The sequence below is a fragment of the Fodinibius sp. SL11 genome (genome assembly GCF_052060035.1).
Taxonomy (GTDB): Bacteria; Bacteroidota; Rhodothermia; order Balneolales; family Balneolaceae; genus Fodinibius.
Window position 1 is genome coordinate 1 of the sequence record NZ_JBPOEA010000021.1, and the last position, 13932, is coordinate 13932.

At 45.3% G+C, this 13932-nt stretch carries 12 protein-coding genes; 10 read left to right on the forward strand and 2 right to left on the reverse strand.

The window, feature by feature from the left end; genetic code table 11:
• Positions 1-253: 253 nt before the first annotated feature.
• The 9 genes from ACQ76V_RS14990 to ACQ76V_RS15030 all read left to right on the forward strand — a co-directional run bounded on the left by ACQ76V_RS14990 (position 254) and on the right by ACQ76V_RS15030 (position 11033).
• Positions 254-1021: a lysophospholipid acyltransferase family protein gene (locus ACQ76V_RS14990; RefSeq protein ID WP_441001328.1), complete on the forward strand. Its 768-nt coding sequence runs from the start codon at positions 254-256 to the stop codon at positions 1019-1021.
• Positions 1022-1039: 18 nt separating this feature from the next.
• The gene (locus tag ACQ76V_RS14995; RefSeq protein WP_441001329.1) at positions 1040-1561 is read left to right on the forward strand and encodes a class IV adenylate cyclase; all 522 of its coding nucleotides are present in this window, start codon (positions 1040-1042) and stop codon (positions 1559-1561) included.
• 154 nt (positions 1562-1715) lie between these two features.
• A complete protein-coding gene (locus ACQ76V_RS15000) occupies positions 1716-2501 on the forward strand; it encodes a GntR family transcriptional regulator (RefSeq protein WP_441001330.1) in 786 nt (261 codons plus the stop codon).
• A 183-nt stretch (positions 2502-2684) separates the two neighbouring features.
• A complete protein-coding gene (gene glpK, locus ACQ76V_RS15005) occupies positions 2685-4181 on the forward strand; it encodes a glycerol kinase GlpK (RefSeq protein ID WP_441001331.1) in 1497 nt (498 codons plus the stop codon).
• A gap of 46 nt (positions 4182-4227) precedes the next feature.
• On the forward strand, positions 4228-5793 hold the full coding sequence (locus ACQ76V_RS15010) for a glycerol-3-phosphate dehydrogenase/oxidase (protein ID WP_441001332.1): 1566 nt from the start codon (positions 4228-4230) through the stop codon (positions 5791-5793).
• Between the two features lie 67 nt (positions 5794-5860).
• A complete protein-coding gene (locus ACQ76V_RS15015; RefSeq protein ID WP_441001333.1) occupies positions 5861-6628 on the forward strand; it encodes an MIP/aquaporin family protein in 768 nt (255 codons plus the stop codon).
• A 45-nt stretch (positions 6629-6673) separates the two neighbouring features.
• Positions 6674-7858, forward strand: coding sequence for a porin (locus ACQ76V_RS15020; protein WP_441001334.1), 1185 nt, complete (start codon positions 6674-6676; stop codon positions 7856-7858).
• Positions 7859-7933: 75 nt separating this feature from the next.
• On the forward strand, positions 7934-10447 hold the full coding sequence (locus ACQ76V_RS15025) for a glycoside hydrolase family 31 protein (RefSeq protein ID WP_441001335.1): 2514 nt from the start codon (positions 7934-7936) through the stop codon (positions 10445-10447).
• Between the two features lie 112 nt (positions 10448-10559).
• Complete coding sequence (locus ACQ76V_RS15030) at positions 10560-11033, forward strand: hypothetical protein (RefSeq protein WP_441001336.1); 474 nt, start codon at positions 10560-10562, stop codon at positions 11031-11033.
• Positions 11034-11267: 234 nt separating this feature from the next.
• Here the strand turns inward: ACQ76V_RS15030 and tnpA are convergent, their stop codons facing one another.
• Complete coding sequence (tnpA, locus tag ACQ76V_RS15035; RefSeq protein WP_441001337.1) at positions 11268-11690, reverse strand: IS200/IS605 family transposase; 423 nt, start codon at positions 11688-11690, stop codon at positions 11268-11270.
• Between the two features lie 303 nt (positions 11691-11993).
• Here tnpA and ACQ76V_RS15040 point away from each other — a divergent pair, with 303 nt between their 5' ends.
• Positions 11994-12764 carry a Mut7-C RNAse domain-containing protein gene (locus ACQ76V_RS15040; RefSeq protein WP_441001338.1) on the forward strand — a complete coding sequence of 257 codons (771 nt, stop codon included), beginning with the start codon at positions 11994-11996 and terminating at the stop codon, positions 12762-12764.
• Between the two features lie 332 nt (positions 12765-13096).
• Here ACQ76V_RS15040 and ACQ76V_RS15045 read toward each other — a convergent pair whose 3' ends face one another.
• A complete protein-coding gene (locus ACQ76V_RS15045) occupies positions 13097-13795 on the reverse strand; it encodes a DNA-binding domain-containing protein (RefSeq protein ID WP_441001339.1) in 699 nt (232 codons plus the stop codon).
• Between the last annotated feature and the right edge of the window lie 137 nt (positions 13796-13932).

A 13932-nucleotide genomic window follows, 5' to 3' on the forward strand; every position in this document is an offset into this window, starting at 1 on the left:
TTCGGCAGCTCACCCGCAAAAAGAACCCCCAATACGATCACAATAAGGGCTATGATGATATTTATACGATTTCCTTTAGAAAATTGTGAAAGTATCGAATTGTTGGTGTCTGTCATTCTCTGTTTGGTTGATTTTCGAAAAGTCACCGCAATCTGTATAAAAGCCGTCATCAAATCAAATGACCATTCTCGCAATCAATCATCATTTTACTATATTAGGCCTCAACACACTTAGTGAATAGATTAGAGACATTATGAGTTATTCGGAATTCGGATTCACAGAATACCTGCGCAGCATCTTAGCGATTGCTACTTTTTTTCTGATATTTCTGCTATTTACTCCTGTCATTCTTATTCTACTGCTAATAAGTTTTGGCAAAGCCTCTAACTTTGTCGTTGAGAAAATTGCTCCCGTAATGGTGCGTCCCGTAATGTGGGTAAGCGGCATTTCGTTTTCCGTTAAGATGCATGCCGATGAAATTCACAGCCCCGCCGTCTTTATCATCAATCACAGCTCAACCCTGGATGTGCTTACCCTGCTGGCGCTGGGATTACCTAAAATCCGTTTTGTGGCTAAATGGGAATTTCAATACAACCCTATTTTTCTGATCCTGGGACGACTTACCGGACAAATTTTTATCAAACGCGAAAAATCAGAAAAAGCTATTGAAACACTGAAGAAAACCCACCACCGCATCAAAAGTGATCAGCTTTCCGTGATGATGGCTCCCGAGGGATCGCGCAAACATCCCGGGGTTATTGGCCCGTTTAAAAAAGGACCATTCCGCATGGCCATGGACTTGGAATACCCCATTGTCCCCATTTACTTTGAAGGAAATCGTGAACTTAGCAAGGGCGGCACCTTGATCACGAAATCCGGTCAAGTGACCGCTCACATCCATGAAGCTATTGATGTTTCGGACTGGACTGTTGATAACCTGAATGAACACATCAAAGAAGTTCGTAATCGGTATTTGGAATGGGCCGGCGTCCAGAATGATGAGGTCAGACCGATTTCATAAACAATTCCCTACTTATTTATGAGTATCCTCAATATCGAAATTAAAGCCCAATGCGATCAACCCGATCGTATACGTAACATACTGCGCGAGCACCATGCAGACTTTAAAGGTACCGATCATCAAATAGATACCTACTTCGACGTACCTGAAGGCAGGCTAAAGTTGCGCCAGGGTACGATCGAAAACAACCTCATTTTTTATAAGCGTAACAATCAATCCGGACCTAAAGCCTCAAATATCAACTTGGTTCCCGCAGAACATCCCGATAAACTACTAACATTGCTTGATAATGCCCTGAACACTAAAGTGGTCGTAGACAAACAACGGGAGATCTATTTTATCGAGAACGTAAAATTTCATATTGATACTGTTAAAGATCTTGGCAATTTCATAGAGATTGAAGCTATCGACGAAGATGGCACTATCGGGGAAGAAAGACTGCGTGATCAATGCCAAAAATACCTCAAGCTATTTGAAATTTCCAACGACCAACTTATCTCATATTCCTATTCCGATATGCTTTTACAAGCAGCAGAATAATTTCGGTTGGTATTAGAAGTGATCTCTGCTCTGCCAAAACTGTTAATATTAGCCTTCGATGAATGATGTAAGTATTTTATATTTCATGAGGATGACACGTTCTGAAACCTAAATAAGCATTAAAAGACCATCTAACCACGAATATTTTTTTTCGATGATTTCATTTTCTCCAAATAGCCCCAAATATTACCAAATTTATGAAAAGCTGCTGGAGAAGATTCAATCCGGGAAATACGAAGAAAATGATCGTTTCCCCAGCGATACCGAACTGGTTAAACAGTTTGATGTAAGCAGGGGCACCGTTCGGGAAGCGGTTAAAATGCTTATTGATCAGGGTTATTTGGTACGCGAACAAGGTAAAGGGACTTTTGTAACCTATAAGAAAATTGAACAAACATCCGATCAGCTCATTGGTTTTAGTGAGTTAATGAAACGAAATAACATCAAACCTGACGCCAAGCTTCTCCATAAAGAGATTATCACTCCGCCAGAAGAACTAAAAGATCGGATGCATTTGTCAGATGATGATAAAGTAGTACATATAATCAGGGTTCGATATGGAGATAACCTGCCATTAATTATTGAACGCTCCTACTTTAATTACCGTCTGTTCAAACCAATCTATGATAAGGACCTGGAAGACAACTCTATTTTTAAATTATTATACGATCATACTGATATTCGTTTGGGCGAAGCAGTCCAGCATATCGAGGCCATAAACGCCGGAGAAACTGAGCACGACATGCTCAATATCCCCATAGGTACGCCACTATTATTATTGAAGCGGCTCATCCAAACAAAATCAGGAGAGTATTTTCAATATTCAGAAGATGTCTATCGAAGCGATCGCATCAGTTTTACCACTAAAACCATCTCGTACGATCGCACCCATTCCGAAACCGGACTGCCTATAGATATCGCCGACCAAAGAATATCATGACATAACGTTTGTTATTAAAGCACTGTCTTGCAGTATATTAACAAGATTTAGCACTCCTTTTTTGTTATCTATATTTCTTTCTTGACTAATTGTAACCGGTTTCACAAATTATAACTAAGTTGTATAGACAACCATACATTAATACAAATGATTGCCATCTATAATATTTAAACCCGCTTAGCCATGTATGATCAGTATATATTAGCACTCGACCAAGGCACTACAAGTTCTCGTTCCATCATCTTTGACCAAAAAGGATCGATAGTGTCATCCGCACAAGCCGAATTTCAGCAAATCTATCCCAATGCCGGTTGGGTTGAACACGACGGAAATGAAATTTGGTCTACCCAGGCCAGTACTGTGGCTGAAGTCATCGCTAAAGCGGGCATAAACGGAAATAATATCGCCGGAATTGGCATTACGAATCAGCGTGAAACCACCTTAATCTGGGATCGAGAAACCGGCAAGCCCGTTTACAATGCTATCGTTTGGCAAGATCGAAGAACCTCAGATTATTGTGATGAGTTAAAGGAACAGGGATATACCAAAATGATCAAAGATAAAACCGGCCTGTTGCTCGACTCTTACTTTTCGGCTACTAAGATCCGCTGGATTCTTGAAAATGTAGAAGGCGTCAGAGAACGCGCCGAAAAGGGAGAGTTGGCTTTTGGTACCATGGATAGCTGGCTGGTTTGGAAGTTTACCGGTGGTGATCTTCATGTAACCGATGCAACCAACGCCTCTCGAACCATGTTATACAACATTAAAGAAGGACAATGGGACGATGAAATTATTGAACTGCTGGATATTCCCAAGTCATTACTCCCGGAGGTCAAGCAGTCCAGTGAGGTTTACGGACATACACGAACCACCATTTTTTCGAGTAAAATTCCTATTGCCGGAATTGCCGGTGACCAGCAAGCAGCATTATTTGGTCAACGCTGTATTAATCCCGGGATGGTTAAAAACACCTACGGTACGGGTTGTTTTATGATCATGAATACCGGAGAAAAATTCATAACGTCTGAAAATAACCTCTTGACCACCATAGCATGGGAAGTAGACGGAAAGGTCCAATATGCCCTTGAAGGAAGCATCTTTATTGGGGGTGCTATTGTACAGTGGCTGCGCGATGAACTTGGATTAATTCGTCAGTCAACGATCGTTGAGGCATTGGCAAAGACTGTCCCCGACAATGACGGCGTATATATCGTGCCGGCCTTCGCAGGCCTCGGAGCCCCACATTGGAACCAACAGGCAAGGGGAACTATTGTGGGGATGACACGCGGTACCAATTCGGGGCATTTTGCCCGCGCTGCCCTTGAAGCTATTGCATACCAGACTCGAGATGTGCTCAAGGCCATGGAAGCCGACTCGGGTATCGATATTCGAGAACTACGGGTAGATGGTGGAGCAACTGAAAATGACCTGCTCATGCAATTCCAGGCTGATATTCTCGGGGCTCCTGTTATTCGTCCTAAAATTTTGGAAACCACCGCCCTCGGTGCTGCCTATCTGGCCGGACTGGCGGTTGGCTACTGGAACAGTCAAGAAGATATCAACGAACAATGGAAAGAGGACAACCGCTTTGAACCATCAATGGATCAAGCAAAAGTGGACAACTTAATCGCCGGTTGGAATAGAGCACTCAAAGCAGCCAATGCTTGGTCAAAAGCATAATGTGATTTAAAATAAATAGTAATTCTCGAATAAATCTTTTCTCGTTATGAATATTGATAGAACAACCATGCTCGATAAAGTCAAAAAAGAAACTGACTTTTGGGATATTGTAATTATCGGTGGAGGCGCGACCGGCCTTGGCGCTGCTGTCGATGCCTCTTCAAGAGGATATAAAACACTGCTACTGGAGCAACATGATTTTGCCAAGGGAACCTCCAGCCGTTCCACTAAATTGGTGCATGGTGGCGTTCGATACTTGCAACAGGGCAATGTTGCCTTGGTCTTGGAAGCGCTCCGCGAACGCGGGCTCCTCATCCAGAATGCGCCTCACCTTGTCAAGAACCAATCCTTCATTGTACCTAACTACGACTGGTGGGAAGGCCCCTTTTACGGTATCGGCATGAAAGTATACGATATGCTGGCCGGTAAACTGGGGATTGGGAAATCGAAAAACTTGTCACGCGAAAAAACCCTTGAGCTACTCCCCACCATTGAATCAGAAGGACTTAAAGGCGGCGTCATTTATTATGACGGGCAATTCGATGATTCAAGGCTGGCTATAAATTTGGCTCAAACTGCTATGGACCATGGAGGCTATACCATTAACTACGCCAAAGTTACCGGGCTTATCAAAACCAATGATGCGGTAAGCGGTGTTAAGGCACAAGATCAACTTACCGGAGAAGAATTTGAGGTTAACGCCCGCGCCGTTGTAAATGCTACCGGCGTTTTCACGGATGACATTCTGGAGATGGATGACTCTGATGCACAGGATATTATTGTCCCAAGTCAGGGGGTACACATCATGCTTGATAAAGATTTTCTTCCCGGTGACAGCGCCATTATGGTCCCTCATACCGAGGACGGACGCGTGCTATTTGCCGTTCCCTGGCACGACAAGATTCTTGTTGGCACCACCGATACCCCCGTTGAATCCCCCTCCCTGGAACCGATGGCGTTGGAAGAGGAGGTCGACTTTATCCTGGATCATGCAAAACAATATTTAACGGGTAATCCCACACGTGATGATATCCAAAGTGTGTTTGCAGGACTACGTCCCCTCGTTAGCCCCAGCGGGTCTAAAGATACCGCTGACATATCACGTGATCATACCCTTCTCGTTTCCCTTTCGGGACTGGTTACCATTGCCGGCGGAAAATGGACAACCTACCGTAAAATGGCCGAAGACACCATTGACAAAGCGGCAACTGTAGCCGGCTTAAATGAACAAGATTGCATTACCGAAGACCTGCGTATTCACGGCTGGTTAAAGAATGTTGATCGTGAAGAACATCTTCATTACTACGGATCCGACAAGGTAGCTGTAGAAAAGATTATTGAAAACAATCCTGAACTGGGCGAACGACTACACAAGCGCTTACCCTATTTAAAAGCCGAAGTTATATGGGCCGTACGAAATGAAATGGCGGTTACCGTCGAAGATGTGTTGTCGCGCCGCATGCGGGCGTTGCTGCTCGATGCAAAAGCCAGTATAGAAATGGCTCCTGAAGTAGCACGCCTTATGGCCGAAGAAGCAGGTCATGATAAGCAATGGCAGGAAAAGCAAGTAGAAGAATACAAATCAATAGCCAATCGATACATTTTCAATTAACGGTAACCATTCAAAGAATTAAAAGTAGATAACCCATTGTAATTTTCACTCTCTAACACACATCCTCATGTCTCCATATATCGCAGAAATAATAGGAACAGCCATTCTCATGCTCCTTGGAAATGGCGTAGTCGCTAATGTATTACTAACTGAAAGCAAAGGAAAAGACAGTGGCTGGATTGTCATTACCTGGGGATGGGGAATTGCCGTTTTTGTCGCCGTCTATGTGGTCGGACAATTCAGCGGAGCCCACATTAATCCCGCAGTAACCGTAGGCCTTGCCGGAGCCGGTTTATTTGATTGGGCACAAGTCCCATTTTATATACTTTCTCAACTATTGGGCGCAGCTATAGGAGCACTGCTTGTTTGGCTGGCGTATAAAGATCATTTTGCCCAAACTGAGGACAGCAATTTGAAGCTGGCCGTTCATTCCACCATGCCTGCCATCCGAAACTATCCCAGTAATGTGATGACCGAAGCCATCGGCACAATTATGCTTGTATTCGGCGTATTTTATTTGGTCGAACCCGGCTTTATTTCCTCCAATGGAGACATGCTAAAAACCATCACTATCAATGGACAGCAAATTGGATTTGGCCTTGGATCCCTTTCAGCTCTTCCGGTGGGACTGTTAGTACTTGGAATCGGATTATCACTTGGCGGACCAACAGGATATGCGATTAATCCCGCCCGAGATCTTGGGCCTCGCATTATGCACGCAATTCTCCCAATCCCCGGCAAGCGAGACAGCGACTGGGCATACTCATGGGTCCCGGTTGTAGGACCAATTTTAGGCGCCCTGCTTGCCGCCGGCCTCTACCTGTTGCTTCAATAGCAGATCCTCCAAGCCATCACCTTCACTAACTAAGCTATTTACACTATGAAAAAATTAACCATTTATGCCCGGACCGTAGCTCTTCTTTTATTCGCAACCACTCTAATTCCCCTTCAAAGTATTGCACAGGATGTTTCGTTCAATACGAACGGTTGGAATGCCCAGCTTAACGGTGCGTTCCCGGTGTTCATGGTTGGCTCCAATCATCAGAACTACAGTACCGGCAATAGCAATCAATTTTCTACCCGAATCATGTCGGGATTCAACCCTGCAAACCTTACTTTCACGGTTACGGCCCCAACCCAAAAAGACATTACTGTTTCAGGGATTGTACAAATCAATACGCACCTTCAAGGACCCGGCATACAAAATGACGGGCTGTTTGAAAGTCGTATTGCTCAAATAAAGATCGCAGGTAATTTTGGGACGATTCATGCCGGCAAGGGATTCGGTATTTTCAACAGTACCTCTATTGGTGATAATGGCAGCGGCTTGGGCGTAGGCCGATTTGGCGGACCGGATGCCGCCGATGCCACTCTTGGACGCATTGGAACCGGCTATACCTATGCCAACTTCAACCCGCGGGTAACCTATACCAGTCCCGAAATCAATGGTTTTACCATTAAAGCAGGATTAATAAATCCGGAAAAGCCAAACGGAAGCGGAAATCGATCAGCGGATTTAGAAACGGCCACACCGCGCATGGAAGCCCAAATACACTTTAACAAGGAGTACAACGCTTTTGACATACAGCTTTGGAGCAGTGGTCTTTATCAAAATATGGATGTAGTGGATATGGATGTAGTGGGGCAAGATTATTCCTACGCTTTTTCAGGATGGGAACTGGGATCTAAACTTCAAACAGGAGCCTTTACATTCCTCGGCTCCTATTCCCGTACTAACAGCATTGGTGCCGATGGGCTAATTGGACTAAACATTTCAGGAGGCTCCGGCTTGGATCAAGCTGATGTTAACGCAAGTCAATGGTACCTGGAAACCACCTATGATTTTGTGAATATTCTAATTGGCGGTAGTTACGGAGAAGGAAACCAAGATTCCCAAATAACTCCGGTGGGCTCATCCCCAGAAATCAAAAATAATCTGGCTATGGCCTTTGCCCGAATACCGGTAACCGATAACCTAATGGTGATGATAGAACTCCAGGATTTCTCCTCTGATGCCCAAGCCGATTATCAGGCGATAATACTGGGAACTCAGTTCTCTTTTTAAAATAGAATCCATGCGTTGTATTAATGCCATGTTTTTATATTTTCGGGAGTCCTATGTGAATTTCAGTATTACGCCATGGCCAAAACCGACCCCGAAGCTAAACAGAAACAATCCGAAGAAGGTGACCAGAGAAAAAATGACGTCACCTACCGGCGTAAGCCCGATGCCATTGCCGAGTATCAGGTTAAAGGGCAACAATTAATACTCCGCTCCGAAAATAATATTGAGCTGCGAATTACAGTCCATGGTGATGAAATCATCCAGCTGAAATACGTACTCGAAGGTGATTCCCCCTCGGATTTTTCCTACGCCATTGCCCCTGGCTTCAATCCCGAAAATCCTCAATTTTCGATACGCGAAACCAAAAAATACATCGAGGTAACCACAAATTCGCTTCTGTGCCGTATCTCCCACAAGGGAATGAACGTCAGCTTTTTGGATAGTGAGGGCAAGGCACTCTGTAAAGAAAAGAAACCCTTTTTCCGCAGGGACAGCATTATGAAGGGTGTCACCGAAGTCAAAATTACGAAAGAAGCTCCAGAAGGCACCCATTACTTTGGGCTTGGTGATAAGATTACCAACGATGGATTGCGGGGGGAATCATTTGAAAACTGGAATACCGATTCTTACGCTTACGAACTGGATGAACATCGCGATCCCCTCTACCGGAGCATCCCTTTCTATACAACTATCAACACCGACGGAAACGCCTATGGCATTTTCCTCGACAACACCTATCGCTCCCATTTCGATTTTGATTCCAAAGGCAATAATACTTGCACCTTTTCGGCCGAAGGCGGTTGCATGAACTACTACTTTATTTACGGTCCCGAGCCTACAACCGTTGCTGAACGCTACGCAAAATTGACCGGTACGCCGGATATGCCCCCACTCTGGGGATTAGGATATCATCAATGTCGCTGGAGCTACTACCCTGAAGAACGAGTACGCAAGCTGGCTGATACTTTCCGCAAAAAAGAGATTCCCTGTGATGCCCTTTACCTCGACATCGATTACATGAACGACTATCGTGTCTTTACCTGGAACAATGATCGCTTCCCCGATCCCGGGCAAATGATCAGCAATCTCAAAGAGCAGGGCTTTGAGACGATAGTTATGATTGATCCCGGCGTAAAAGTTGATGATGAGTATGAAGTTTACCAACAAGGATTAGAGAATAACTACTTCTGTAAACGCCCCGATGGCGAACTGATGATCGGTCCCGTCTGGCCACCCAAAACCGTTTTTCCCGATTATACAAATCCCAAAGTGCGCAAATGGTGGGGCGACCTCTATGAAGACCTGCTCTCCCATAAAGGAGTCAGCGGTGTGTGGAACGACATGAACGAACCGGCGGTCTTCGAAGTCAAAGCCAAAACCTTTCCCGATGACATTCGTCACCATTTTGACGGACAACCGGCCAGCCACAAGAAAGCACATAACATTTACGGCATGCAGATGGCCCGCGCCTCCTACAATGGCATCAAAAAACACAACCAAGGCAAGCGCCCCTTCCTGCTTACCCGTGCCAACTTTTCCGGCGGTCAGCGTTATGCCGCCCTATGGACCGGCGACAACATCGCCAACTGGGAACACCTGCGCCACGCCCTCGAACAGTGCGTGCGGCTCAGCATCTCCGGCTACTCCTTCGTAGGCACCGACATCGGCGGGTTTGTCGACGAACCCGGCGCCGAACTCTTTACCCGCTGGCTGCAGCTGGGTATTTTTCACCCGCTGTTCCGCAACCACAGCATGGGTTACGATGTAGAAGGCTCCGAAGTTATCCAGGAAGAACAGGGAAAACAACAAAAACTACAATCCGATGCCGACCAAGAACCCTGGACCTTTGGCTCAACATATACCGACATCAACCGCTCGGTTATCGAACTGCGCTACCGCCTGCTCCACTATCTATACACCGCCTTTCACCACTACGTGGAGCACGGCACGCCTATTTTGCGTCCCACTACGTTTGCCCATCCCACAGATTCGAATACAACCACATCTCAAGATACCTTTTTGTTTGGGGATCAAATTCTGGTCGCACCCATTTTAAAGAAAGGTGCACACAGCCGAAAAACCTACCTCCCCTCGGGCCAGTGGTACGACTATCGCACCAACGAGCTCCTCGAAGGAGGAAAAACACACAAAGTGGATGCACCGCTTTCAGAAATTCCGTTTTTTGTGAAAGCCGGTACGGTGCTCCCCCTGCGCGAAGTGATGCAATATACCGGTGAACGTAACCCCGATTTCTTAGAATTGAATGTATATTACGGACCGCAAGTAAGCGATAGCTATCTGTATGAGGATCAGGGAGAAGGGTTTACGCACAACGAGGGCAACTATCGGTATACCACTTTCCATTTTAAATCAAATCCCCAGAAAAAAACTGCTCAGTTAACGGCCGAACGGAGCGGATCTTTTGTGCCCAAATACGAAACCGTGAAAATAAATATTATCGGACTGCCGTTCGAACCTGGAGGCATTGAAGCGGACGGGCGACCGGCCTCCATCCGGAAAACATCAGAAGACCAATCGATATACACTTTTGAGGGCGATCCTGATTTTACAACCATCACCGTTTACTGATATCCCTGATGGCTGTCAAAGGGATTCCCCTATTTTTACCAGCTGACCTCCTTATTATTCTTCAACTGCTTGTTATTTTAAAACTTATATCTAATAAAAAGGGGGAACTATTATGAGATCGTTATTCGCTTTTATCCTGTGCGCATGTTTTTCGGTCGCTATTACATTTGATGCTGTTGCTCAAGATATGCCGCAGCCCAAAAAAATGAAGGGACATACCTGGCACCAGGTAGTGATGGTGAAATTTAAGCCGGGCATGGCCGATTCGGCTGCAAAGATCATCAATAATCATTTTATGAAAGCCGGCATGGAGATGGAATCAGATATGCCGGGTCCGCAAATTATGCGGCTGCGCTCCGGTGAATGGGACATGCTGATGGTTTGGACGATGAAAGGCATCGAAGATATGAACTGGGAGACGTCGCCCGATGATGCCAAGTGGATGGCCCAGATGGCTGAGCAGGAAGGCGACATGGACAAGGCCATGAAGCTGATGGAAGACTATATGTCACTCATCGATAATTCCACATCGTATTTGGCCACTACCCGTGATATGGCCGGCGAAGCAATGGGCAGCCGGGAGTAAGAGCAAGAGAACGTATTCTTCTTTTGCTTTATCCCCGCTCAACGAGAGAAGTATGGGGTCGATTTGACCGGTTTTCTCGATTCGATGGGGCCAAAGCACACGCCGCGATTTTTGAAAAAACAAAAATCACCCCTCTTGATAGAGGGGACTTCCTACTGCTATCTTCTAATTGTTCAACACTAAAAATAACAATTCAGTTTATGCGCGGGAATAAATTCCCGCGCTACTTATTACTTAAATATTATAATATCTTTCGAACTGATCTATTTCCTGTTCCAGCTTCCATGTTGAATGGTGTTTTTCCTGATGGATAATGTATTGGCGCACGGTATCTATCCCTGAAGGGCTCACCGATATCGCCCCATATCCTGCTTGCCATGAAAAGGGTATTTTAATCACATTCTTACTACTAATCCAACGGGACGAACTGCCTTTTAACTGCTTTACAATTCGCGCAACAGATTGTGTCGTCTTTAACCTTACAAGACAATGAACATGATCTTCTATCCCATTGATCATATCTACAATCATATCCTTTTTTTGAGCGCGCTGTTTCATATATCTGAATACTGAAACCCGGAAATTTTTATGCAGCAAGGGAACGCGATCTTTCGTTGTCCAGATCAGGTGAACCCACAGGGATGAATAACTTTTCATAGCTCAATATGTTTAAAATCCATTATTAGGCGGGAATTCATTCCCGCCTAATAGAAAGACCACTCATAAAGATAATCCTTACAGTCATTTTGTGTGATTAGATTATTTTTACATTAAACTGCTTGAAAAATTATAACCTCATGAATCTCTTACCGTTTATTATACACCATTTTCATTCATTGACATCCTATCCTTCTTTTGATACTGCGGGAATAAATTCCCGCGCTACAGATTGTCAATGATAGCGCTCTTCAATTCATTTCTAATTCCCTACCTTTATATTTTCGGAAGCGCATTATTTTAATGTTAATACAAATTAATAACCATATGCTCCGGGTCAGTCTTCGTTTTTATGGGGATTTAAATGATCTGCTTTTCAGCGGGTTCACCGGCCCCACCATTCATCGCAAACTCTCCGTCCCCACTTCCGTGAAAGACCTCATCGAAGGCTGCGGCGTGCCCCACACCGAAGCAGATCTGATCCTAACAAACGGCCAGCCCGTCGACTTTTCCTACCTGGTTCAAGTAGGTCAACATATCAGCGTATACCCCTTTTTCAACCATTTTGATCTTCCACCAAGCAAGCGCCTGCAAAAGCCAACCCTGACCCACAACCGTTTCCTGGCAGATGCAAACTTAGGCAAACTGGCTCGCTACCTGCGAATGGCCGGCTTCGATACCGCCTATATTCACGACCAATCTGACGAAGAAATCATCAGCCAAATGCTGGGAGAAAAACGAGCACTGTTAACCCGCGACCGTAAGCTTTTAATGCACAAAGTGATAGAATACGGCTACTTGCCGCGCTCCGATGATCCCTGCGAGCAAATGGAAGAGGTATTCCGTCGTTTCCATCTGACTGATCATGTTAATCCTTTTTCACGATGCCCCAACTGCAACGGGAAACTGCAAGACGTAGCCAAAAAGCAGATCATCGACCGGCTTGAGCCCCTTACCAAAAAGCATTTTGATGACTTCTCCCAGTGTCCCGACTGCGGACAAATTTACTGGCCGGGATCGCATCGCCAGCGCATGGATGAGCGGGTAAAAAAGCTTTTACGAATTGACGGGTAGTGCTTTTTATACCTACACTTGTTCTGCATGCTGATCCCTTGGCCATATTTTCTGACCCACCCTTGTTTCATGCCCTCAATCAACGAGTTTCTTCCCCTGCCCGGAGGAGAAGATCAAGATGGGGTCAAAACTGAGTTCAAAATCCATAGTAACTGTATACACTCTATAATTACTACTAAGTAGTTAACATAGTTATAGGGAGATAGAGCTGATAGCCATAACTATAAAGACCGAATAGCAGTAACTATAATCTCCTTTTAGTACTAACTATACAGGGAAGGAAGTAGTTGAAGCCCCCCGCTCTTACCGGCAAGAGGCTTCTAATAGAGATTTTAGGCAACAACCAGGTTAGCATTTAAACGACCACTGCGGATGTTCGTATGGCCTTGAAGTAAAGAGCGCACCTCCACCTCATACTCTCCGCTGATAAGCGTATCGGGCACCATAAAAATGAGGTTGGCCGGCTTGTTGCGCATAATCGTATCAGCTTTGGTCTCCGTCCCATCCGAAGCAATAAAGAATATGCCCTGGTTGGCATCCGAGGGATCTACCTTCAAGTAACTGCCCCGAAGTTCGGCAGCGCCGCCCGGCGTTACCGTATCGTTCTGCGTATCGCTGGCAAAATCTTTGAACAGCTCCAATACCGGCTCTACACGTGTAGCTGCCACCTTCTCAACGGGAAGATCTTCCGCTATCTCTCCGATGCGCGGCCCGGGATTTACATTCAGCCGTACGTAGTGACGTGAACGATCAAAGCTGTCAGTTTGATCTTCGAACACACCCGATATGGATGCGCTGGTCCGAAACAGCGGAGTGTTCAGGCGATCCCCGTTTTTAAGGAATTTGGCAATAACCGCCTGGTACTCTTCTACAACCGAAAGAATATCAGCCTTGGTTACGGTAGAACCCCGGTCGGCAATCTCATCGATGATATCGTCGATGGTTCGTGAGGCCTGATCTTGCACCACGGCCATATGATCTTCGGGGTCGGAGGTAAGATTATTCGGGATTAGTGAATATTTAATACTCATGATCGAATAGTTTTATTTCGTGTTTTCTGTTTTCTCTTCTCGATGGAGTTACTTTTTAACTCCGTAATCTATAGTAAGACCTGTAATGGGGGAAATCCTTACAAGAATTTTTTGGAGTGTAAATTTATAGAGCATGT

Excerpts from the sequence above, each read along its gene's own strand:
- ACQ76V_RS14990 (WP_441001328.1), top strand. The coding sequence starts at position 254 with ATGAGTTATTCGGAATTCGGATTCACAGAATACCTGCGCAGCATCTTA.
- ACQ76V_RS14995 (WP_441001329.1), top strand. The coding sequence starts at position 1,040 with ATGAGTATCCTCAATATCGAAATTAAAGCCCAATGCGATCAACCCGAT.
- ACQ76V_RS15000 (WP_441001330.1), top strand. The coding sequence starts at position 1,716 with ATGATTTCATTTTCTCCAAATAGCCCCAAATATTACCAAATTTATGAA.
- glpK (WP_441001331.1), top strand. The coding sequence starts at position 2,685 with ATGTATGATCAGTATATATTAGCACTCGACCAAGGCACTACAAGTTCT.
- ACQ76V_RS15010 (WP_441001332.1), top strand. The coding sequence starts at position 4,228 with ATGAATATTGATAGAACAACCATGCTCGATAAAGTCAAAAAAGAAACT.
- ACQ76V_RS15015 (WP_441001333.1), top strand. The coding sequence starts at position 5,861 with ATGTCTCCATATATCGCAGAAATAATAGGAACAGCCATTCTCATGCTC.
- ACQ76V_RS15020 (WP_441001334.1), top strand. The coding sequence starts at position 6,674 with ATGAAAAAATTAACCATTTATGCCCGGACCGTAGCTCTTCTTTTATTC.
- ACQ76V_RS15025 (WP_441001335.1), top strand. The coding sequence starts at position 7,934 with ATGGCCAAAACCGACCCCGAAGCTAAACAGAAACAATCCGAAGAAGGT.
- ACQ76V_RS15030 (WP_441001336.1), top strand. The coding sequence starts at position 10,560 with ATGAGATCGTTATTCGCTTTTATCCTGTGCGCATGTTTTTCGGTCGCT.
- tnpA (WP_441001337.1), bottom strand. The coding sequence starts at position 11,690 with ATGAAAAGTTATTCATCCCTGTGGGTTCACCTGATCTGGACAACGAAA.
- ACQ76V_RS15040 (WP_441001338.1), top strand. The coding sequence starts at position 11,994 with ATGTTAATACAAATTAATAACCATATGCTCCGGGTCAGTCTTCGTTTT.
- ACQ76V_RS15045 (WP_441001339.1), bottom strand. The coding sequence starts at position 13,795 with ATGAGTATTAAATATTCACTAATCCCGAATAATCTTACCTCCGACCCC.